Genomic DNA, 22,109 nt, shown 5'->3' with positions numbered 1-22,109 from the left:
CTATGTAAATAATCTTGCATGGGGACAACCATTTAACTGGCCATCAAGAGACTTGATGAAAAAAAATATTCCAAGAACAACTGTAACATCACAGGTTGCTGAAGCCTTTCTTGATTTATATGAGTTATTTGGAGATGATAAACATCTGGAAGTGGCGAATAGCTCTTGTTTATTCTTCATTGAAGATTTAAATTACGCTAAAGATACTGAAGGGGACTTTTGCTTAAGTTACACCACAGAAGATGATTATAAAGTTCATAATGCTAGTATGATGGCAGCATCAGTAATGTGTAGAGTTTATGGTCATACTAATAAACAAGAATACCTAGAGTTTGCTAAAAGACTTATTAACTTCACCATGAAACATCAAAATTTAGATGGTTCATGGTATTATAGTAATGAAGAAGTAAATCCAAGTAAAACCATTGATAACTATCATACGGGCTTTGTATTAGAGTCTCTTAGTAAAATTCCTGTTTCTTTTTTTAAAAACCAAGAGCAAGAAATACGAAGTACACTTAAAAAAGGTGCAGATTTTTATGTGGAGAATTTATTTACAAGGGAAGGCATCCCGAAATATAGACATAACAAATTATACCCTATAGATATTCAGTCTTGTATGCAGAGTATCATCACTCTACACTACCTAAGAAGTCATGAAATTGACTATGAGGACTTAATGAGGAAGGTAGTTGAATTTTCTATGAAACATTTCTATGATGAACAAGGTAGGTTTTATTATAGAGAATATAAAAATAAATTGGATAAAAGTAGCTATTTAAGATGGGGAGATTCATGGGCTATTTTTGCTTTATCTTTATTATACAAATCTTCAATTCCGCATATCTCATAAAACAGCATAGTTATTCACTGAGAAAATTGTTGTTTAATAAATTCTCTCTTATAAGGTCGCAATATTAAATTTTTATTGATCTATTTTTGTAGACAAACAATACCGGTTCGATTTCATGACATTTCCTCTCCACTCTATTATAATGGTTGCATATATTATTCTCTTATTTATAAAAGAAGAAACATCTGTATAATTTGTCCTCAGATAATATTTTGTCTAATTTGAATTACTTTGTCCTTCTTTTAGCGCAGCGAAAATAAATCGCTCTTCCTCAACATTTACTTTATAGCCTCGATTTACTAATAAGCTCGTGATTTCATCTACTGCATCAACCCCTGGTTGATCATATCTTGCAGCAATAGCTAAATTATTCGGATAAAAAGAGTTAAGGCCTTTCAAGGCATTAATTTCAACACCATTCAATTGAATGACCATCATATTACATGCATTCGTATGAGTTTCTTGCATGATGTTCTCCAATGTGTCCACTGGTAAGGATATATCTTCATTTCCTTTTTCCATCACGATACTACCTGATTGATGATCTGTTGTTTTTCTTTTAAAAGTCAATGTCGTCTGCTCTTTCCATACACCTTTAGGCACTATTGTACATCGATTCTCAAACTTATTGTAAGTAATATTCTTTTTCAGGAACTTTAAGTTATCTTTCAATGGTTCAATGGCAATCATTTTTCCATTTTCACCCACAGTTTTACACATTTTTAATGCATAAAACCCTTGAAAAGCACCCATTTCGGCAACTGTATCACCAGCTTTCACTTTGTAGAAATCATGTTTTCTTGGTCCTCCGTATTTTAATCCACCTTCTACATAGCGAATAACAATATCCTGAGCAGTTCTAAAACACTCAAATGGCAGTCTATTTCGAACATATCGTGGAAGTAACTTATAGTATTTTTTATCCTTATCAAAGGATTTCTCACCGTGAAACCTCAAGCCATCATACTCAACATAAGAAAATCCTTCATCATCTATTCCAGCTGAAGAAAAGTTAAGGTTACTAACTTTCTTAGCCATCCCCAGTCTGGTTTTAATATGCCTTAATGATTTAATCATTTATTTTATTTATTATTCAAATAATCATCAAATAAATATGATATATACCTGTGGGTATATATTATTAGAATTCAGTCCAAAATATTCTTGAATTATATTAGGGTACCTATTGGCAGCAATTAAAAAAGGATAATAAATATTCTTTACCACTTTACTTTTATCTTCGTTTTGATTTAAACGAAGATAAAGTTTAGAGAAAAGAACATCACTAACATCTTTTCCTTTGGAGTTTTTCTTTTTCCAATAGTAAATGATCTGTTCAAAAACTTCTCCTGTATTCATTTTTTTACTATTGAATATGAGGTGATATTCGGCTAGCAACCAACTGATGGCCCTTAGCGTTATAATGAACTCCATCAGGGAAATGCTCTTCGGATATTAAATCAGAAAAATCCACAAATGACATTTTGTATTCTTGAGCCAGTTTTTGCAAAAAATCATTGTACTTTTTATATTTTTTAAGCGTTTTAGGTAATTGCTTTTCGATTCTCTGATTCCCCGGATTAATTCCTAATATAATTACTTTAGCAGAAGTATCTGTTAATAAAAAGTCTAATAACTTTCTATACTGTCTTTTGAACTTTCTGAAGGGAGTCCAGGATCTTTTAAGTCGTAAGTTAACAAGCGGTTTTCGCAAAAAACGTTTGATTAGTACCCGATAGAAAAAGATAAATAAAGGCTGTATATATTTACCATTTCTTAAAAATATTTTATCGGCATACCAAACTGGGATTTCTCTACTCGGTGCATCAACAGCTCCCATGTTGATGATAATATAATCTGAGTGAACTCTTGCGATTTGATCTTTCATTCTCAATAAATCAGCAGTTAATGCCCTAGACAAACCAAGATTATTAATCTCCCAATCCTGTTCTGTTTTTTGATTCAATTTAATTTCCAGAAGATGACCATAGTTTTTATTCTCTTCGCGATTTTTTGATGGCGGTCTAACTCTCAAAGCAACAGAACAACCAATAATCGTAATTCGCTTCTTTATCATAAACAATTAGTCTTGCTTCTTTACTGCATACTCCGTTCCAGCATGTACTAAATTAGTAGAAACGCCCTAGCATAAGCAGTATAAATAGCCTCATAATAAGATTCTAATTCATTCTTAAACTCAATCTCGTATTCACATTTGCTGGAATTTCAAATCCTCTCAGCGCATATTAGCTTATACAATAGAAACTTCTTAGCCATTAATATAAGCCTTCCTCCCTAAAATATGGATTATTTTTTTTAAAAAATAGCAAATTATCACAACTATCAGGAAATTTAAAAAGCTCCTTATATTGTTCAACCATACAGCCAATATTAAATTAGCTTTTCGGGAGAAACAAAAATAATAACAAGCCGGTTATTCGACAAATTATTGTCTTAATTCCTTCTCGTTATTTTGCAAAAAAAGTGAATTTGCAAGTCCATTTACTTAGATATTAACTTTCTATCGACTAGTTCGTTTAATTGAGGAGATATTTTCAAAAAGTAGACTGCTACTAAGTAAATTAAGCTAGAAATTGAACCAATTACGATTAATGATACCCAATCATTTATAATTTTAATATTTTCTATAACTGGGCCTAAAATAAGGACTAAGATTGTGATTAAATACAAGTAACCAGACTTCTTATTAAATGGTTGAATTTTTAATTTTTTGTAGATGAAAATACTTTTTATTACATTAAAAATAAGTATTGAAATGGTAGTTGCTATACCAGCCCCCAGTATTCCATATTTACTGATTAAAACATAATTAAGAGATAAATTCATAATTGCCATTAGCAATAAAAAAAGCAAGTTAATTCTGTACCATTTAGAGTGTACAATAATTAGGTTGTTTATACTTGTAGAAAGATCAAATATTTTTGAAATACCAATAAAGATTATTAGATTGATAAAAGGGATCAATTCTTCCCCATTAGTCATTATTGATGTTATATTTCTTATATTGAACCAAATGAGCATAAATATTAAAACCCCTACTGTCAAAAGGTTTTGAGTGCTTTTTTTATAGAGTTCGTCTATCTTTTGAATTTTGTTGCTATTAAAATAGCTTGAGATTTGAGGACTAGATATTTCATTAATGGCAGTCATTGGTATTATCATCATGTTACATAGGAATAAAAAGGTACTATAATACCCGACATTTTGTTTTTCTAACATATTCCCTATCATGAATGTATCAATCTTATATGCAAGTATTACACCTAAATAGTTTAGCCCTCCAAAGTACCAATATCTAAACATCTCTTTTTTGATGCTTTTGTCGAGGCTAGATTTATTGAATCCACTTAAATCTAGAAACTTTAATTTCTTTAAGTAAATGAATAAGATTAATACTGACAGTAGGTTAAAGATTATAAGTATAGATTTAGCCCTTTCTTGATCGACTATGTTATAATAGCTTAATAATACGATTACTATTATTGTTACTTTAAGACCATTGTTCTTTATAATATTTGGGATTGTAATTCTTTTAGCATTTGCACTATGAAGGCGAAGGATATTATTCACAATCATTAAGATTGTTAAACAGTAGATGAAAATTGAGTTGTTGTTGATAATTTCATTTATCTCGCTCTTATTTATGAAGCTATATACAATACTAGCTATAATAATTATTATCGTAGTAGCAGTTATCGTTATACCCGTTACAATAAAAACAAATCCCAGAAATCCCTTTATGTTATTCGATTTGAAATATGGGTAGAATCTATTTATAATTGAAGTGCTTCCTTGTCTTAAAATTGGTGTTAAAAGTACTGCTGTTGCAATCCAATACTGGATTGTTCCGTATAATTCCCAGTTAAGTGGATAGATGAATAGGGTACTGATAGCTCCCAAAAAGACACCAAAGAAATTGACCAGGCTACCTTTTATAGTTTGTCTTTGAATAACCCCCATCTCAACTTATTTGATTTTTTATCTCGACTAACTTCCCTTTTCCCTTTGAAAATATAATATTCCAATATGTTTTGGGTATCGGGCTGAAGCGTTCAAAAAATTTGGCTATAGATGATTTGTTACTCCCATAAAAACAGAACTCTTTTTGTTCTTTTATAGCTTCCCTTATTCCAAAATCTATAAGTTGAATTTGATCTCCCGCTATAGATAACTCTTTATCTATTCCTGAAGCTAAAAAATATAGCTTTTGATGATCTTTGAGAAAAAGAGCTGTAGCAACAATGTCTTTCTTTTCATTCTCAATTCCCTTGATCAAAAAATTCTGTTCAATCCCTATCTTGTTAAGAGCATTTTTTAATCGTTCTTTTTCATAGGGTAGATTGGCTCCCTGATTTTTAAATGAAGCTTCATTTAAGGAGGTAAATGTTTCAAAGTCTACATCAACTATTTTATGATGTTCTGTACTCTTTTTGAAAAGTGTTTTGTGTGACTTGTGGTATTGTTGAGGTTCGTGAGCATTCAAAGAGAACATGTTGATCGGCTTAACATCAAAACCATTCCATTTGAAGGGCAGCCAATATTCTTCATCGACACAAAAATTCACATAGTGAAAGTTTTTAAGCTGAAAGCTTATGTTCTCAATGATTTTCCTCTTTTTTGAGAATAACTTAGAGTTTGTGAGGTTGTGTGGTAAGTCGTAAACAAGTCCGTTTAATGTGGTCATTTGAGGAGAAATGGCCATTTTAATGCCATATTTAGACTTTACCTCTAATGGCAAATAAGCAATATACTTGCCGGCTTCTTTATAACCAAAAACATCCCAGTTTCCATTTGTCATTGCTTTAACCCAGGTGGGCTTGCAATAAAATGGGACTTCGTTATTCTCACAAAACTCGAGATACGCTTGTTTTGCCTTTTCTGACACTTAAAATGTTTGACTTATTCCAATGATGTAACGCATTTCAATATATTCCTCTTCAGATGGTGGCCTGTTGAGGAATAACGGCAAATCTACTCGAATATTTAGTGGCGACAAATCATTGTACTTTCCCCACTTCACTTTAATAGCTGCTCCAATTCCGGCATCAGCTCTAAAGTCACCCCATTTAAGATCATTTTCAGGTGAGTTGACATTCAGGATTCCGGCATCTCCAAAAAGATAACTCTCAAAATTCAAGAAGTCATTTAAATCAAAAGGGTTGAGACTTGATAATTGCGTAAAAGGTATTTCTGCATTGAAAGCAGCTCCACTTGTTCCGCGATAATTACTGACAACTTCCTCGTTTTCAAATTGATAAGGAGCCAGGTAACCGCTATAACCACGTAAATTCAAACCTCCGCTATGGTGAAATGTATTTGTTGAATTTCCTAACTCAGCTAATTCAGCTGGAACAATACCTGCGGCTCGGGTAAAAGGGTTGTCAACCATTTCGAGCGGATTTGCTCCTGAGAGGTAAAGACTCGATTCCGGAGCCCAGTCTTCGCCAAAACCCATTTGACCAAAAATTCTGGTTCTGACCGGTAGTTTTCCTAAACGATGCTCGTGCTTACTTTCAAATTGCATGTAGGAGTACGAGTAATCAGAGAGTAAGGCACTTGTAGCCACTTCAAGCCTGATGTTTCCATATCCTTTGTTGTATTGATAATTGTGGTCAAGCCCAAAGTGAATATTACTGTTTACGCGATCAACTCCCCAGCCGTAAGGCATGAGCATGTACTGTAATGCGATCTCATCCGGAATGTAATTGAGTTTATAAAAACCGAAAAATGAAGTTTTTCCATTTGAGCTGTTGAATCGCATTCCGCCTTTAGCTAACTTGAGTCCTGACATTGAGCGCAACTCAGCAAACATTTCAGATCCTCGCCACAATCCCGGAGTAGCGGTGTTATACAAAAACTGAATATCCAGTTTGTCAAAATCATTCGTGTTTTCATCAGCAACATCGTACTGACCCAAACCTGTATTGTATAAAAAGCGCAATTCAAAATTGTGGATGTTATTCATATATCCACCATTGAAAACAGCACCAATTTTAGCACCATCAAAATGATTGTACCAAAGATCAGGACGCCAGTAAAACTTGTAATCATCCTCGTTGTAAAGGTCTCTTTGAAACTTGTTTAATTCGAATGAAACCGGCTCAAATCGATGGTTGTTGAGAAAATTGACATCAGGAGTAAGCATAGCAGAGTCAACGGCATATTGACGGTCAGATCCAGCCGGCATTCCCACCTCATAGCTCGCCTGGTTGACATCGGTTAGCTTTCCCTGGCTCTGATCGTGATGAGAAATAGAAAAGCCCCCGGTATTGGTAACCGTGTAATAAACCGAATCGTTTTTATAGCGTTCATTTGAAAGCTTGTAATCGAGTGGCTCTGACTGATAGAGGAAAAAAGCCAGCGATTTGTAATCTGGGCAGCTTGCAATAATATGATTGGTGAAAGAATCAATCGTTTTTCGGTTCACGCTATTGTAAGTTTCCCAGCATCTCTTTGGAATCTGGCTCTTGGCGTAAAGTAGTTTCTTGAGTAGGTAATAGCTTTTAAAAGCTTCACGGTGGTTTTTGTAAAAACTCTCGGTGAAATGTTGGTTCAACGAATCGAGATTGAGATTAGGATCATTCGCTTCATCCCAAAAATGCGAAAAGTCAATCTCTTTAAAATCAGTATAGTGCTGCTTTTGAGGAAATGCTGAAAGAGTGACAATAATGGTCAGAACCGTAATTAAAATCGTTCTCATGTTCATAATTACATCGCTTTTAAGCTGAGGTCAAGGCCGGTTGCTGAGTGGGTTAGTGCTCCAACTGATATGAAATCGACACCACATTTTGCGTATTCGCCAACAGTGTTGAGATTAATTCCTCCGCTCGACTCAGTTTCATATCTTGAACCGATTAATTTCACCGCTTTTTTCGTGTCTTCATAATTGAAGTTGTCGAGCATAATACGATCTCCAATTCCCACACTTAGGATTTCTTCAACTTCATTTAAGTTACGCGCTTCAATTTCAATGCGTAAATCTTTGTTGTTCTTTGTGAGGTATTCTTGCGTTTTTTCGAGCGCTTGTTTTATTCCCCCGGCAAAATCAATGTGATTGTCTTTGATCATGATCATATCGAACAGTCCAAATCGGTGATTGTGTCCACCACCAATTTTGACTGCCATTTTTTCAAACTCTCGCAAATTTGGAGTTGTCTTGCGAGTATCCAGGATTTTAGCTTTTGTGCCCTCACATTTTTTTACATACTGATTTGTGAGCGTTGCAATCCCGCTCATCCGTTGCATCAGATTTAATGTGAGCCTCTCGGTCTGTAAAATATTTCTACTACTGCCTTCAGCTGTGAAAGCGATATCTCCTTTTTCAATTGAATCACCATCCTTTAGTTTGAACTCGAGATTGATTGACGGATCAAATTTTTCAAAGACTTTTTTAGCAATTTCAATGCCAGCTAAAACGCCATCTTCTTTTACAAGTAACTTGGCCTTTCCTTTTGCTGTTGAAGGGATACAGGCTAATGAAGTGTGGTCGCCATCACCGATATCTTCTTTAATGGCTTCATCGATAAATGTAGCAATATTCATTTTTTGGGAGTTAATCCTTATCGATCATCAATTGTTGAATGCGGAGCTTTCCGCCATCTTTTTTCATGTAGAGTGAAACTCTGAATTCTCCGTTTTTCGTGGAAAGAGTTCCAATCGAGTATTCTAACCCGGTTTTCGATTTACCTGAGTGCAGGATTTTGAAATCGGTGGGTGGGTTCTGATCAAAAAATGTTTGTAATTTTTTTTGAGCTTGAGCTTTAGGCACAATTGCATCTTCATCGAGTAGTGTGAGATCTACTTGCTTAGTGAAATACGGAGCTAGTTTACTTGCCTTCCCAGATTTGAAAGCTTGAGAAATTTCATCAGCAATTGGTGTAAAAGCAAAGATGAAGGGCAGAAATAGGATAAACAGTATTTTTGACGTTTTCATACACGACTATTTTGTTTCACTAAATTAAGCAAAACTCTATTAATTGATTGGTTAACACTCATGAGAATCAAAATTCTTGCCATAGGGAAAACCCGCTCAAATTATTTGAACGAAGGTATCGATTTGTTTTTAAAACGTTTGCAGCATTATGTCAAAGTTGATGTGAAAATCATTCCTGATGTAAAGGGGGCAAAAAATTTATCAACTGATCAACAAAAAGAGAAAGAAGGTGAACTTATTTTGAAAGAGATTTTGGCAAGTGATCGTGTTTACTTGTTAGATGAAAGAGGAAAGGAATACACATCAAAAAAGTTTGCCCGGTTTGTTGAAAAACAACAGGTAGCTGGTTACAAACAAGTCGTTTTTTTAGTTGGTGGACCTTACGGTTTTAGCCAGGGTGTTTACCAAAGGGCTGATGGGAAAATACAGTTATCATCAATGACTTTTTCACATGAAATGGTACGGTTGTTTTTTGTTGAACAACTGTACAGGGCTTACACGATTTTAAACAATGAACCTTATCATCATGAATAAAAAATCCCCTTTCGATAGCGTCAAAAGGGGATTTAATTGTTGCTAACAATTACCTTAAATATCGAGGTTTGCGTATTTAGCGTGTTTCTCGATAAACTCTCTACGAGGTGGAACTTCATCTCCCATCAACATAGAGAAAATACGGTCAGCTTCAGCGCCAGACTCTACTGTAACCTGTCTCAGCGTTCTATTTTCAGGATTCATTGTTGTATCCCATAACTGAACTTCGTTCATTTCACCGAGACCTTTGTAACGCTGTACACTTACATTAGATGTTTTACCGGTTTTCAACTGTTCAAAAAGCCTGTCACGTTCGTCATCATTCCAGGCGTAGAACGATTGTTGACCTTTCTTAATTTGATAGAGTGGCGGAGTAGCAATGTAAATATAACCAGCTTCAATCAGCTCGCGCATGTGGCGGAAGAAGAAAGTCAAAATGAGAGTTTGAATGTGAGATCCATCAACATCGGCATCACACATGATTACGATCTTGTGATAGCGCAACTTTGAAGTGTCCAAAGCTTTGCTGTCTTCCTCGGTTCCAACTCTAACACCAAGAGCTGTGTAGATATTTTTGATCTCTTCGTTTTCGAAGATCTTGTGCTGCATCGCTTTTTCAACGTTCAGTATTTTACCACGCAATGGTAAAATAGCCTGGAAATCACGATCTCTACCTTGCTTGGCTGTACCCCCTGCAGAGTCACCCTCAACGAGGTAGATCTCAGATTTTAAAGGATCTCTAGAAGCGCAATCAGCGAGTTTTCCCGGTAAGCTGTTTGAGCTCATTACGGTTTTACGCTGAACCATTTCACGCGCTTTTTTGGCAGCGTGACGAGCTTGAGCAGCTAAAATAACTTTCTCTACGATGACTTTTGCATCTTTAGGATGCTCTTCAAGGTAGTAGGAAAGCATTTCGCTAACGCCTTGCGATACAGGAGCTGAAACTTCTCTGTTACCGAGTTTTGTCTTTGTTTGACCTTCAAACTGCGGTTCTGCAACTTTGATTGAAATTACTGCAGTTAGCCCCTCACGGAAGTCATCACCAGAGATTTCAAACTTGAGTTTTGATAAAAGTCCAGATTCTTCAGCGTACTTTTTGAGTGTGTTGGTCAACCCTCTTCTAAAGCCGGTGAGGTGCGTTCCACCTTCGTGAGTACTGATGTTGTTCACATAGGAGTGAAGGTTCTCAGAATACGAATTGTTGTAAACCATCGCCACCTCGATTGGAATACCTTCTCGATCACCGTCCATGTAGATAACATCTTCAATGATAGGGTCACGTGTTTTATCGAGGAACTGGACAAATTCTTTGAGACCACCTTCAGAGAAAAATTCTTCACTACGTGGGTTACCTTCTTCATCGAGTTCACGAAGATCAGTGAGACGAATGCGAATTCCTTTGTTGAGGAAAGCGAGCTCTCGCATACGTTTCTCGAGAATTTCGTAGTTGTAACTGGTTTCCTGAAAAATATTTTCGTCAGGCTTGAACCTGATTTTTGTTCCGGTCAGATCCGTATCGCCAACTTTTCTAACATCCTCTTTTGGTTTCCCAATGTTGTATTCCTGTACCCAAAGCTCACCTTTTCTGTGTACTTCAGCACGCAAATCTGATGATAATGCGTTCACACAGGATACACCAACACCGTGCAATCCACCAGATACTTTATAAGAATCTTTGTCGAATTTACCACCGGCATGGAGAACAGTCATGACAACCTCAAGTGCAGATTTTTTCTCCTTTTCGTGGTAGTCAATTGGGATACCACGACCGTTATCTTCAACGGTTATTGAGTCGTCTTCATTGATGGTGACTGTTATTTTATCGCAATGGCCGGCTAAGGCTTCATCAATTGAATTATCTACAACTTCATATACGAGATGGTGTAATCCTTTTACACCAACATCTCCAATATACATGGCGGGGCGCTTTCTTACAGCTTCAAGACCTTCGAGGACCTGAATACTCCCCGCGGAGTAATCTTTATTTTCTTTCTTTTCTTCGCTCATTTTCTATAATTCTATTTATAGCATGAATTCACACAAAGATAACATTCTGCACGCCATACGAGTGGTTCTGACCGAACCTTTAGACCTAACTTTTCAACATGAATTTAACAGTCTCTTAATCGCCCCAAAAACTGTAGGTAAAGCCCGCCAGTACTGATATTCGCTGAACGGGATAATTCATCCAGCGATTGTATTGCATGGATGCGAGATTGTAACCTTTGAGAAACGCACTAATTTTCTTGTTGTACCGGTATTCAATACCTAGGTTTATATCTACGTAAGTGGGCAGTTTTTGTGCATAAATTCCATTGGCTACCTGTTCATCAGAGTTAGATTCGTAGAGTGTTTGTGCATAGCGATCTGTTACAGCGAAAATATCTGCTGTTGCAATTATTTTATCGCGCATATTGTAACGGCCACTCAATGTAGCTTTAAATTTAGGCATGTGCCATGCTTTTGGCAAATTGTTTGGGTCGTAACTGTAGTAATCAATTCTCGCTGTTGCATTGATCTTTTCTGCGTGGAAGTAAGAAACTTCAGCAGTTAATTGCGTTACATTCATTGTATCGTAAACCACGTTGAATGTTCCATTATCGCGGTAGATTTCATCAACTGATGTTGGGGTAAACATATTTTGCACACCAAAAAACGGGTTGTTGGCAATTTGTTTGCGAGCTGCTTTTAAGTTGAAGGAAAGCTCTGATGTAAATGCACCGCGTACACCACCGTAAAAGTTATAGCGAGTATTCTTGTTTTCAACTGTTGATCGAGTTGCTACAAATCTGTTTTCCTGGCGTAGTGAATTGAGGTTTACGCGTTCTAAACCACCATCAATACCGGCATAAGGAATAATGTAATCTTCGTAAATGTTGTAATTCACAAAAACATCAGGGTAGAAACGGAAATCTGTCTCATTTTCATTTTCGATGAAGGCGCTTATCCCAAACTTTGCCCGCCATTTTTTTCCTTTTACTTCAATTTTAGGGTTGACTTCAACAAAGAGGTTGGGATCATTGTATGCAGAATCATAGATCGTTTGATCATTGTAATCAGTATTGATATCAATTACTCCAAGTTCAGATCCAAAATAGCGACTGAATGTTGAGTTGAGTTTTACGTGGTGTTCCTGGACAGCATCATCAAGGCTGGTGAAAAGGTAGTCGTACTCTGCATCAAAGCGGTAGTTTACCATTTGTGAGTCTGCATGGAAGCTGGCAAAACTCGCTGTTGCGTTTAAGTTGTTGTAAATCCTTTTGATCTCATCTTTTCCGATATCATCATAATCATAAATAACACTATCGGAGAAAAATTCAGGATAACCGTAGTTGTGATGAACATCGCGACTGTAATTTACATCTCCTTTTAATTGGTGCGATTTAAAAAAGCGAGTTCCGTAAACTGATGCGCTGTTATTGCTGTATCCGCTAAATGGGACATCTTCAATTTCGCCCTGGCTCGATAAATGATCGAGTGCTACTCCCCAACGACCATTTCGCGAACGAGTGTTGTTCAATCTCACTTTTCCGTATGTAGTGAGGTAATTCCCCATGCCCAATTCTGCATAGCCGCGGTAAAGCCTGTTTAGTGGCTCTCCTTTTATGCGCGCTGCTTTTATGGTATCAGGCAGGTATGATGTTTGAAAGTTTGTTGGAATAAACTTGTAATCAAACTCCATTTTCTCGGGTTTTACATCGAGTCGTTTGGGTGAGTCTGTGATTTTAATGGCGTTTGAAATTGTGGGTTCAAACTCCTTCACTATAATGACATTCTCTGTTGATAAGGTGTCGCCATTTCCTCGCTGGATCTGACCAAAACCATTGATGCCAAACGTCAATAAAAGCGCGAATATGATTGTTGCTCTTGTTCTCATGATTATTCGTTTTCCCATTCTTCGGTTTTCATTTCTTCCTCAGGCATGAGTTTTTCGTAATTCACCGAGTCGATGGATAAATCGATTTCTGTTTCTTCCTGTTCCTCAGGTTGAGGATTTTCAGCTTCGATGATTTTATCGAGTTTATTCTGTGCTTCGGTCAGAACCGCCTCGTCACCATCGTAGTTTTCTAAAACACTCTCAAGAGTGGCTTTGGCCTGGAATGAGTCATCCTGTGCGAGGTAGATATCTGCCAAAAGAATTAGTCCTTTAGCCAGCCAATAGTCGTAAGTTGGAGTGTGGTTAATGAGTTTAAATACTGCTTTCTTTGCAGTATCGAGTTGTGACGAGTCTGCTTTGTTTTGTTCGTAAAGCAAGCTCGCAATTCTGTATTTTGATTCTGCCGCTTTTTGATTTTGAGTGGTATCGGTAACAGAAGTGTAGTATTCCATCGCTTTATCTTTTTGCCCTGATGCTTCAAGACTTTTTGCAATGGTGAATAGCGATTCAACAAATAGGGGTTCTTTTATTTTTTGCATGTCTTTCACCTGGCGGGCATACTGGATAGCATCGCTATATTTTTCGAGTTCAAAGGAAGTTCTCATCAACCCGATAATGGCTTGCTGTTTGTTTTCCTCGTATTGCGCAATACGTTGCAGTTTCTCGTAATAGCGGTGAGCTTTGATGTAGTTCTCGTTTTGGTAATTGAGATAAGCGGCTTTGCTGATTGCCGGTTCTGAAAATTTGTTGATTGGCTCGTCAGCAACAAGCTGGTAGTATTCCATTGATTCTGGCAAGTTGTTCTTTTTATAAAGGCACTCTGCGATGTAGAAATTGGCGTTTTTCTCAAAAATCGGTTGGTCGAATTTTTCGAGGTAAGCTTTGAAGTCTTCAACGGCCTGACCACAATTTGAAGCCATGTACTGAAGCTCTGCACTTTCATAATTGAGCGAGTCTAGAGCGCCATCGCTAACATTCATGAAATCGAGTCCGGTGATGTAATCCTCGTATTCCTGAACGCGACCGGTTTCTTTGTAAATATTTTTGATGGCTCGCATCGCTTCTTTGGAATCAGAATAGCTCGGGTTTTCATCAACCACTTTTTTGAAGATGGAAAGTGCTTTCTCGTTTTGGCTCTGATTGTAATAAATGAGACCTATACTAACCTGGGCACGTTTTTTATACGGACTGTAGGGGTAGTTTTCTACAATGTTTTCAAATGTTTGAAGGGCTTTATCTGTGTTTTGATTATTGAGATAACTGCGTCCCAGTTCATAGGATGCCGCAGCAAAATAATCAGAGTTTGGGTATTCATCTACTAGCTTTGTGAGGAGTCTTATTTTCTCGTCAGGGTTTTTGAGTACTCCGTTTGCCTGAGCGTATTGATAAAGGACATAATCTGTATCGCGTAATTTGAGGTTGAGCGCTTTTTGATAATACTCGAGCGAGAGCAGGTATTGTTTTGTTACGAAATAAGCGTCACCAGTCCTAATGTAAGCATCGTTGAGTTTAAGGCTGTCAATTTCTTTTTTGTTGATGTATTTCCTAAACCAGTTGGCAGCTTCAGTGTATTTTTCTTGCTGGAAATAGGCGTATCCAATATTGTAATGAGCCGGTTTGAATTCATCGAGCAGAATTGCACGAGGCTCAAATAAAAATGCTTTGTAGGATTCTATACTACTGTTGTAACGATTGAGCCTGTAAAGTGCTTCAGCTTTCCAATAGTGCGATTTGGTTGAGATTTCTTTGTCGCCTTTTGTTTCTGTTATTTTTTCGAAAGTCTCGGAAGCTTCGTTGTACTGGCCATTTTGGAATTCTTCTGTCGCCAGGTTGTAAAGTAGTTTTTGGTAAACTTTCTCCAGCCTTGGATCAAGGTCTTTGGTGTTTTCGAGTGAAGCGATTGCCGATCTATAGTTTTTAGAGTTGAGGTAGATATTAACTAAATAATTGTAAGCCTCTTCTTTCCTAATTGCATCAGGGTATTTTTCAAGGTATTGGATGAAAGCATCAATAGCTTTGCTGTATGGATCGTAATCTAACTCATACGATAACTGTGCGAATGAAAACAATGCGTCTTCAGCAACTTCCTCGTTGTACTTCATTTGTGAAGCATCGTAAAAACTACTACGAGCTGCTTTTTTGTTGCCCTGTTTTAACTGGCACTCGGCAAGTAAATAATTCGCTTGTTGAGCGAGTGAGTCTTTTTCATAAGTAACCCGTTGCAAGTACTTGATGGAATTTTCGCAATCTGTTGTTTTGTGGTAGGCAAAACCGAGTTGAAAATAATCCTGTCTTTCGGCAGCGCGGCTTATTTTGATGTATTCTTCAAGGTAAGGAATAGCGTTGTTGTAATCTTCCTGGGCAAAATAAGCTTCACCAATGAGTTTGGAGATTTCATCCTGTCTTTTTGTTCCGGGGTTTTCTAAAAATGGCTTTCCGTAACTGATGAGTGAATCATACTCTTCCTGCAAGTAGTAAAGTTGTGTGATGTAGTAAGGAACGATTCGCTCAAACTTTTCGTCTTTCTCAATTTTTTTGAAACGCGTTAGTGCTGTTTGGTACTTGCCTTGCTCATAAGCGATCTGACCGTAATAATAGTTAGCCGGAGCATAGTACAGGTTAGGTACATCAATTATTTCGTAAAAGTTTTGCTTCGATTTAGTGAGAGAATCAAGTTGGTAGAGAGCGTATCCTTTTCTGAAATAAAACTCGTGACTCTCTTTATTGGTCAGATCCAGGAAATCCAGCTTATCGTACCAGTAAAGCACATCCTCCCAGTCTTTTTTGCGGTAGTAGTATTTTCCAAGTTGGAAGTAAGCATTTTTAACCCTCGGGCTCTCAGGGTAATCCTGAACAAACTTTTTGAGAAGGTAAGCAGCGTTCCTGTTGAAAAGATTGAGAGAGCTCAATGCTTTGTAATAAGCCGAGTTTGAATAAACTTCAGATGTAGGGTCTTCAACCTCTTCCTGAGCTTTTTCAAACGACTTGATAGCTGCACTGTACTTTTCTTTTTCATACAGATTCAGTCCCTCGTTGTAATCTTTGATATCACTAACGCGAACTTCAGTTTGTTGTGCAAAACCGATCAAACAAACCGTATTTATAAGGAGTAGTAAAACTGCTTTTCTCATAACTTAATGGACAGTATTATTGCCAATCTATTGAGGTGTAAAATTACAGTTGTAAGCCCAGAGTATAGTTGCGGCTTATTTTAGTTTTCAACCTAAAACTGTTGAACGCAAAAGACACAGGTTATCGTATTCATGTGTCCATTAATGCTAAATTTGTGCAAAACCTGAAAGATGAGCGAAAACACGGTAATTGAAATTAATAATGGTAAAATAAATCAGGGAAAGACTACTGTCCTTGAGGAGGTTAATGTTCAGGTAAATAAAGGTCAGTTTATTTACCTGGTTGGTAAAACCGGATCCGGTAAAAGTAGTTTGCTCAAAACACTTTACGGTGAATTACCCTTGAAAGAAGGCGAAGGACAGGTTGCCGGCTATCAACTCAAAAAAATGAAAAAGAAAGAAATTCCTTTTTTGCGCAGAAAGCTCGGTATTGTTTTTCAGGATTTTCAATTATTGATGGACCGCTCAGTTAATCAAAATCTTGTTTTTGTGATGAAAGCCACTGGCTGGACAGACAAGAAAAAGATGAAAGAACGAATAGATAAAGTGCTCACTCAGGTTGGCTTGCAGGATAAAGGCCCAAGTATGCCTCATCAACTTTCAGGTGGTGAACAACAACGCATAGCTATTGCAAGAGCGCTTATCAACGAACCCGAGCTAATTCTCGCTGATGAGCCAACAGGAAATCTCGATCCTGAAACATCAGATAAAATCATTCATCTTCTCAGTGATATCAGCATGAATGGAACAGCTGTTCTCATGGCAACGCATGATTATGCACTCATGGAAAAGTACAAATCCAAAACCATCACGTGCAAAGATGGTAGGGTTGAAATGAGTTGATGATGAGGTTGTCGGTTCTAATCCCGGTAAAAAATTACACGCTCGTTCCTTTTGCGAAAGAATTGATTGATCAACTCGGTCAGAACCTTGACGAAGCTGACTTTGAGTTGCTCATTGCTGAAGATGGTAGCGACAGCGAACATATTGAGCTCAACAGAGAAGCAAATCAACTCGAAGGTGCAAAGCAGCTTGTGTTAGCAGAAGATATTGGGAGGGCATCTGTCAGGAACTATCTCGCTACCGAAGCAAATGGTGATTGGCTTATTTTTCTGGATGCAGATTCTGATATCGATTCTGACTTTATCGCAAATTATTTGAGAGAAATTGAAAAGAACGAAGCTGAGGTTATCGTTGGCGGAACAAAATACAGAGATGAAATGCCGGCTGAAGGAAAGCTCCGTTGGTATTATGGTAAAGCCCGCGAGGAACGCTCTGGATCTGACCGAAATAAAAACCCTTACAATGGTTTTGCAGCTAACAACTTTGCAATTCTGAAAAGTACTTTTGAAAAAGTCAGGTTTGACGAAATATTAACCGAATACGGCCACGAAGACACTGTGTTTGGAAAAGAATTGCAGCGTAAAAAAGTTGAAATTCAGCATATAGATAATGCTGTTTATCACATCGGGCTGGAGACAAATAGTGCTTTCCTGGACAAGTCAAAAATAGCCGTTGAGTCACTTTTCAATCTTTGGCAAAGCGGAAAATTAAAAACACGGGATAGCTTGTTATTGCAGACTTACATAAAGATGAAACCTTTCATTCCGGTTTTGAGATTTTTTGAAAAAGGTTTTGAGCAGAATTTGATATCTGCCACAAAACCAAAGATTGGCTATTTTGATTTGCTGAAACTGATTTGGCTTTATCGGGCAGATAAAGCTCGTTCATAAACCTCAAGCAACGTTTTTTCGTCTTTTTGCCAGTTGTGAACTTCACGTGCTTTTTTAGCATTTTCGATTAGTTGTTGACGATACTGCTCATTTTCTAAGACTTCTTTGATTGCACTGGCAAGTGTTTCAGGATCCAGTGAATCAATCAGTTTTGCTACTTCAAACTCCCTATTGAAATTTTCATATTCTGGGTATTTCATCGCGATTTGTGGAATTCCGCTGTGGTAATAATCGAAAAAACGATTTGCCAGGGAGTGTTGATTACTGAGGCCGGCATTGCTGAATAGCGTGAAGCCGAGTTTGGCTCCCACTGTAAACCGTTTTAATTCATCGGGATCGACATAGCCTTTAAACGTAATTTTAGAATCCAGTTTTTCATTTTTCACAAGCTCTCGCATTTCATCGTAAGCATTTCCCAGTCCGCAAATGATGAGTTCGTGATCATTGATTTGATGCATCGCGAGAATAAGCTCTTTCAGACCCCGACCAACATTGACAGCTCCCTGATACAGGATGTAAGGTCGGTCGTTTTGAATGGGATCAGGATCAGGTTTTCGTTCACTAACATTGCGCACGATTTGATAATCAACTCCGTATTTCTCCTTAAAAAGCCTGGCGTAACCTCTTGAAACAGTATATCCAAATTTGATTTTAGGGACTGTCCATTTTTCAATTCGAGTCCATACTTTTTTGACGAAAGGGCGCTCAACAACTTCTTCCATTTCAGTAAAGTACTCGTGAGCATCGTAAATGATGGTCTTATTTTTAACTCTGGATGCTGAATAACAGGCTGCAATTGAGTCGAGGTCAATTGTATTGATAACGTCTAACTTTTGACTCAATAAAAAGAAAAACAACCTGATGTTGTATTCGGCATAGAATAAAAAGCCTTTTTCAAACCAGCCTTTTAATCGATGTTGTTTATATGGCTGTTTGGTCAATTGCTCACTGAAAGGACGTTCTCGACCAACAAGAAGTACATCATATCCGGCAGTGGATAGCGAGGTGCATATACGCTTCATCCGCTGATCGTAATTGAGATCAGTAGTGACGGTACAAACGATTTTGGTCATTGTATTTTATCGAGTTTGTCGAGGGTCAATTCAACTTTTTGGCCGTCTTTAATTGCATAGGGTGGAGGGAATGGAGGCATGTGCGTTGCCCTAATGTGTTTTTCGATTTTTTCTTTAGGCCAGTTTAAATCAATCTTTTTGACTTCATCAATCTCGTGCCGGTAATGGTAAGATGAGCCTCTTTCTTCTTCGAGATCTGATTGTGAAACAGGAGTGTAATTTCCATGAATCAAGTCTTCAATTTTTTCGCTGAAGAGCTTTTTAGAGGCTTCAACTGTTTTTTTGTACAGTTCTTTGACTGTACATTTTTCAGGAACTGGGAAACGCTTTTCAAACAAAATACTTCCGCTGTCAATTCCCGGCTCTAATCGATGAAGCGAGGTTCCAAAAGTTTTGGCTTCGTCCAGTATTGCAAATGTGAACTGGTTACATCCGCGGTATTCGGGAAGTGGAGCCATGTGTAAGTTCACAGCAATTTGGCTTGCTAACTCGATGTGCTCTGACCGTAAAATTTCATGATGCTGAACCGATATAATGATATCGAGATCATCGATTTTTTTTAAGTCGTCAAGGCTGGTCAGAACCGGAGTTTTGTTCTCTTTGGCTAATGACGAAACGGTTTCACCGGAATCGAGTTTGTTAGCTTTTGTCAGTACAGATACGACTTCAGCCTTGAGCTCATCCTTTCTATTGATCAACTCTGAAAGACAAAATGCTCCAATAGCCTTACTGCCCAAAAATGCTATTTTGCGAATCTTACTCACCGCTCACAAACCTACTAAATAGCGCGTTCACAGGGAGTGGTTTATAAAAGTTTTTGTGATTGAAAGTGTCGAGCTAAGGTTTGATTTAGCTTTGAAATGTAATAGAGCCATTATGATAATTGAGAAGAATATTGATTTGAGTCCGTACAACACGTTTGGGATAAAAGCTCGTGCGAGTAGGCTGGTGAAAGTTGAACGTGTTGAAGATTTACAGGAGTTAGCCAAAAAGGGAGAACTCAAAAGTAAGGATGTGTTGTTGATGGGAGGTGGGAGCAATATGCTTTTGCGCAATGATGTGGATGGGCTTGTGGTTCTGAATGAAATTCCGGGAATCGAAATTGTTGACGAATCAAGCGATGAGGTTTTTGTTCAAGTTGGCGGAGGTGTTGTGTGGCACGATTTCGTTATGTGGGCTGTTGGTCAGAACCTGGGAGGAGTTGAGAATCTGTCACTAATTCCGGGAAGTGTTGGAGCCGCACCGATGCAAAATATTGGGGCTTATGGAGTTGAGTTGAAGGAGACCTTTTGGAAACTCGAAGCTGTTCATCGAGAATCTGGTGAAATTTGTACCTTTAATAAGGAACAGTGCGAGTTTGGTTACCGATCAAGTGTTTTTAAAACGAGCTTACGAAATCAGTATGTCATCGCAAGAGTTTACTTCAGATTACAGAAATCACCTCACCTCAATACGAGTTACGGAGCAATTGAGACAGAACTTGAAAAGATGGGAGAAAAGCCAACTATTAAAACCGTTTCTCAAGCTGTCATCAACATCAGGCAGAGTAAACTCCCCAATCCAAAAGAAATAGGAAACAGCGGTTCGTTTTTCAAAAATCCTATTGTGACAAAAGAGTTTTATGAGAAATTGAAAAAACAACATCCTGATGTTGTTGCTTATCCAGTAAATGAAGGAGTAAAACTGGCTGCTGGTTGGTTAATTGATCAGGCCGAGTGGAAAGGAAAAACTTTTGGTCATTATGGTGTACATAAAAAGCAAGCACTAGTGCTCGTAAATTATGGCGGGGCAACCGGAGAAGAAATTTACCAGCTCAGTGAAAAAATCATTGAAGATATAGACTCCAAATACGGAGTGAAACTCGAAAGGGAAGTGAATATCATCAAATAAAAATGGCGAGCATTTGCTCGCCATTTGCGGTTTAGTATAAAAGATTTTTTCTCCCTTAGATATCCATTCCATCAAGTACGTCAAGTACTGATTTAACTGATTTTGCAGATTCTTCGAGAAGAGCTTTTTCGTCATCGTTGAGGTCGAGTTCAATGATACGCTCAATACCATTTTTACCCAACACAACGGGAACGCCAAGGTAAAGGTCTTTCATTCCGTACTCGCCTTGTAACCAAGAGCAAACAGGGAATACACGCTTTTGATCTTTTACGATCGCTTCAACCATTTGAGCAGCTGCTGCTCCCGGAGCATACCATGCTGAAGTACCGAGAAGTTTTACAATCTCACCACCACCAAACTTAGTACGCTCAACGATAGAGTCGAGTTTTTCTTTGCTGATCAATTCAGTTACCGGAATACCACCAACAGTTGTGTAACGTGGAAGCGGAACCATTGTGTCTCCGTGTCCGCCCATCAATACAGCCTGAATATCTTTAGGCGATACATTCAATTCCATCGCGAGGAAAGAACGGTAACGCGCTGTATCGAGGATTCCAGCCATACCAAATACTTCGCGGCTATCTTTCTTCGAGCTGAGGAAAGCCTGATAAGTCATCACGTCAAGTGGGTTAGCCACGACAACGATTTTAGCATCAGGTGAATGCTTTACAACATTTTCAGTAACAGATTTCACGATACCGGCATTAGTCGCGATAAGGTCGTCACGGCTCATGCCCGGCTTACGTGGAATACCAGAAGTGATTACCACAACCTCAGATCCGGCAGTTTTTTCATAATCATTCGTTGAGCCAGTGATACGAGAATCGTAAAGGTTTATCGGACTGGTTTCCCACATATCGAGAGCCTTACCTTCAGCAACACCTTCTTTAATATCAACTAAAACAACTTCATTGGCTACTTCATTGTGAGCCAAAACATTTGCGCAAGTAGCACCTACGTTACCGGCACCTACAACTGTTACTTTCATAATAAATTTATCGTTTATTTTTGTTTTTATTCTAACGAGGTCAAAATTAAAAAAATAGCCTATTCCACGGCAGTCA

The 22,109-nt window shown here is 37.8% G+C and carries 18 protein-coding genes; 5 read left to right on the top strand and 13 right to left on the bottom strand.

Annotation, left to right across the window (positions count from 1 at the left end):
• On the top strand, positions 1-853 hold an 853-nt coding region (locus RI557_RS00605), incomplete at its 5' end, for a hypothetical protein (RefSeq protein WP_310681395.1).
• A gap of 216 nt (positions 854-1,069) precedes the next feature.
• Here the strand turns inward: RI557_RS00605 and RI557_RS00600 are convergent.
• From RI557_RS00600 to RI557_RS00570, 7 genes are all read right to left on the bottom strand, one after another.
• A complete protein-coding gene (locus tag RI557_RS00600; protein ID WP_310681393.1) occupies positions 1,070-1,891 on the bottom strand; it encodes an FkbM family methyltransferase in 822 nt (273 codons plus the stop codon).
• Positions 1,892-2,219: 328 nt separating this feature from the next.
• A complete protein-coding gene (locus tag RI557_RS00595) occupies positions 2,220-2,930 on the bottom strand; it encodes an SGNH/GDSL hydrolase family protein (protein WP_310681391.1) in 711 nt (236 codons plus the stop codon).
• 425 nt (positions 2,931-3,355) lie between these two features.
• Positions 3,356-4,834 carry a polysaccharide biosynthesis C-terminal domain-containing protein gene (locus tag RI557_RS00590; RefSeq protein ID WP_310681389.1) on the bottom strand — a complete coding sequence of 493 codons (1,479 nt, stop codon included), beginning with the start codon at positions 4,832-4,834 and terminating at the stop codon, positions 3,356-3,358.
• Between the two features lies 1 nt (position 4,835).
• Entirely contained in the window at positions 4,836-5,759 is a 924-nt protein-coding gene (locus RI557_RS00585) for a hypothetical protein (protein WP_310667369.1), read from the bottom strand.
• Positions 5,760-7,574 carry a hypothetical protein gene (locus tag RI557_RS00580; RefSeq protein ID WP_310681387.1) on the bottom strand — a complete coding sequence of 605 codons (1,815 nt, stop codon included), beginning with the start codon at positions 7,572-7,574 and terminating at the stop codon, positions 5,760-5,762.
• An 8-nt stretch (positions 7,575-7,582) separates the two neighbouring features.
• Positions 7,583-8,416, bottom strand: a complete 834-nt coding sequence (gene nadC, locus RI557_RS00575) for a carboxylating nicotinate-nucleotide diphosphorylase (RefSeq protein ID WP_310681385.1) — start codon at positions 8,414-8,416, stop codon at positions 7,583-7,585.
• A 10-nt stretch (positions 8,417-8,426) separates the two neighbouring features.
• Complete coding sequence (locus RI557_RS00570) at positions 8,427-8,807, bottom strand: DUF4783 domain-containing protein (RefSeq protein ID WP_310667366.1); 381 nt, start codon at positions 8,805-8,807, stop codon at positions 8,427-8,429.
• A 60-nt stretch (positions 8,808-8,867) separates the two neighbouring features.
• Here RI557_RS00570 and rlmH point away from each other — a divergent pair, with 60 nt between their 5' ends.
• Entirely contained in the window at positions 8,868-9,341 is a 474-nt protein-coding gene (rlmH, locus tag RI557_RS00565; RefSeq protein ID WP_310681383.1) for a 23S rRNA (pseudouridine(1915)-N(3))-methyltransferase RlmH, read from the top strand.
• A gap of 54 nt (positions 9,342-9,395) precedes the next feature.
• On the opposite strand, the gene gyrB is transcribed toward rlmH, so the two are convergent.
• The 3 genes from gyrB to RI557_RS00550 all read right to left on the bottom strand — a co-directional run bounded on the left by gyrB (position 9,396) and on the right by RI557_RS00550 (position 16,349).
• A complete protein-coding gene (gene gyrB, locus RI557_RS00560; RefSeq protein ID WP_310667364.1) occupies positions 9,396-11,348 on the bottom strand; it encodes a DNA topoisomerase (ATP-hydrolyzing) subunit B in 1,953 nt (650 codons plus the stop codon).
• Between the two features lie 115 nt (positions 11,349-11,463).
• Entirely contained in the window at positions 11,464-13,218 is a 1,755-nt protein-coding gene (locus RI557_RS00555) for a hypothetical protein (RefSeq protein WP_310681381.1), read from the bottom strand.
• Between the two features lie 2 nt (positions 13,219-13,220).
• Positions 13,221-16,349, bottom strand: coding sequence for a tetratricopeptide repeat protein (locus RI557_RS00550; protein ID WP_310681379.1), 3,129 nt, complete (start codon positions 16,347-16,349; stop codon positions 13,221-13,223).
• Between the two features lie 171 nt (positions 16,350-16,520).
• Here RI557_RS00550 and RI557_RS00545 point away from each other — a divergent pair, with 171 nt between their 5' ends.
• The gene (locus RI557_RS00545; RefSeq protein WP_310667361.1) at positions 16,521-17,192 is read left to right on the top strand and encodes an ATP-binding cassette domain-containing protein; all 672 of its coding nucleotides are present in this window, start codon (positions 16,521-16,523) and stop codon (positions 17,190-17,192) included.
• The gene (locus RI557_RS00540; RefSeq protein ID WP_310681366.1) at positions 17,192-18,082 is read left to right on the top strand and encodes a glycosyltransferase; all 891 of its coding nucleotides are present in this window, start codon (positions 17,192-17,194) and stop codon (positions 18,080-18,082) included. The genes RI557_RS00545 and RI557_RS00540 overlap by 1 nt, the downstream gene beginning before the upstream one ends.
• On the opposite strand, the gene RI557_RS00535 is transcribed toward RI557_RS00540, so the two are convergent.
• Both RI557_RS00535 and RI557_RS00530 read right to left on the bottom strand, forming a co-directional pair.
• A complete protein-coding gene (locus tag RI557_RS00535) occupies positions 18,055-19,155 on the bottom strand; it encodes a glycosyltransferase (protein WP_310681363.1) in 1,101 nt (366 codons plus the stop codon). The genes RI557_RS00540 and RI557_RS00535 overlap by 28 nt on opposite strands.
• On the bottom strand, positions 19,152-19,892 hold the full coding sequence (locus tag RI557_RS00530) for a formyltransferase family protein (protein WP_310667358.1): 741 nt from the start codon (positions 19,890-19,892) through the stop codon (positions 19,152-19,154). Before RI557_RS00530 ends, RI557_RS00535 begins: the two co-directional genes overlap by 4 nt.
• A 139-nt stretch (positions 19,893-20,031) precedes the next feature.
• On the opposite strand from RI557_RS00530, the gene murB reads away from it, so the two are divergent.
• Complete coding sequence (gene murB, locus RI557_RS00525) at positions 20,032-21,045, top strand: UDP-N-acetylmuramate dehydrogenase (protein WP_310667357.1); 1,014 nt, start codon at positions 20,032-20,034, stop codon at positions 21,043-21,045.
• A 55-nt stretch (positions 21,046-21,100) separates the two neighbouring features.
• Here murB and mdh read toward each other — a convergent pair whose 3' ends face one another.
• Positions 21,101-22,033, bottom strand: coding sequence for a malate dehydrogenase (mdh, locus tag RI557_RS00520; RefSeq protein WP_310667356.1), 933 nt, complete (start codon positions 22,031-22,033; stop codon positions 21,101-21,103).
• Positions 22,034-22,109 lie beyond the last annotated feature (76 nt).

Source organism: Salibacter sp., assembly GCF_031581065.1.
Taxonomy (GTDB): Bacteria; Bacteroidota; Bacteroidia; order Flavobacteriales_G; family Salibacteraceae; genus Salibacter.
Note: the sequence above shows the minus strand (reverse complement) of the source record. Positions and strands in the feature narration are given on the sequence as shown.

Bases quoted from the DNA above. Each gene is read 5' to 3' on its own strand.
- RI557_RS00600 (WP_310681393.1), bottom strand. From the start codon at position 1,891: ATGGCTAAGAAAGTTAGTAACCTTAACTTTTCTTCAGCTGGAATAGAT.
- RI557_RS00595 (WP_310681391.1), bottom strand. From the start codon at position 2,930: ATGATAAAGAAGCGAATTACGATTATTGGTTGTTCTGTTGCTTTGAGA.
- RI557_RS00590 (WP_310681389.1), bottom strand. From the start codon at position 4,834: ATGGGGGTTATTCAAAGACAAACTATAAAAGGTAGCCTGGTCAATTTC.
- RI557_RS00580 (WP_310681387.1), bottom strand. From the start codon at position 7,574: ATGAGAACGATTTTAATTACGGTTCTGACCATTATTGTCACTCTTTCA.
- nadC (WP_310681385.1), bottom strand. From the start codon at position 8,416: ATGAATATTGCTACATTTATCGATGAAGCCATTAAAGAAGATATCGGT.
- RI557_RS00570 (WP_310667366.1), bottom strand. From the start codon at position 8,807: ATGAAAACGTCAAAAATACTGTTTATCCTATTTCTGCCCTTCATCTTT.
- rlmH (WP_310681383.1), top strand. From the start codon at position 8,868: ATGAGAATCAAAATTCTTGCCATAGGGAAAACCCGCTCAAATTATTTG.
- gyrB (WP_310667364.1), bottom strand. From the start codon at position 11,348: ATGAGCGAAGAAAAGAAAGAAAATAAAGATTACTCCGCGGGGAGTATT.
- RI557_RS00555 (WP_310681381.1), bottom strand. From the start codon at position 13,218: ATGAGAACAAGAGCAACAATCATATTCGCGCTTTTATTGACGTTTGGC.
- RI557_RS00550 (WP_310681379.1), bottom strand. From the start codon at position 16,349: ATGAGAAAAGCAGTTTTACTACTCCTTATAAATACGGTTTGTTTGATC.
- RI557_RS00545 (WP_310667361.1), top strand. From the start codon at position 16,521: ATGAGCGAAAACACGGTAATTGAAATTAATAATGGTAAAATAAATCAG.
- RI557_RS00540 (WP_310681366.1), top strand. From the start codon at position 17,192: ATGATGAGGTTGTCGGTTCTAATCCCGGTAAAAAATTACACGCTCGTT.
- RI557_RS00535 (WP_310681363.1), bottom strand. From the start codon at position 19,155: ATGACCAAAATCGTTTGTACCGTCACTACTGATCTCAATTACGATCAG.
- murB (WP_310667357.1), top strand. From the start codon at position 20,032: ATGATAATTGAGAAGAATATTGATTTGAGTCCGTACAACACGTTTGGG.
- mdh (WP_310667356.1), bottom strand. From the start codon at position 22,033: ATGAAAGTAACAGTTGTAGGTGCCGGTAACGTAGGTGCTACTTGCGCA.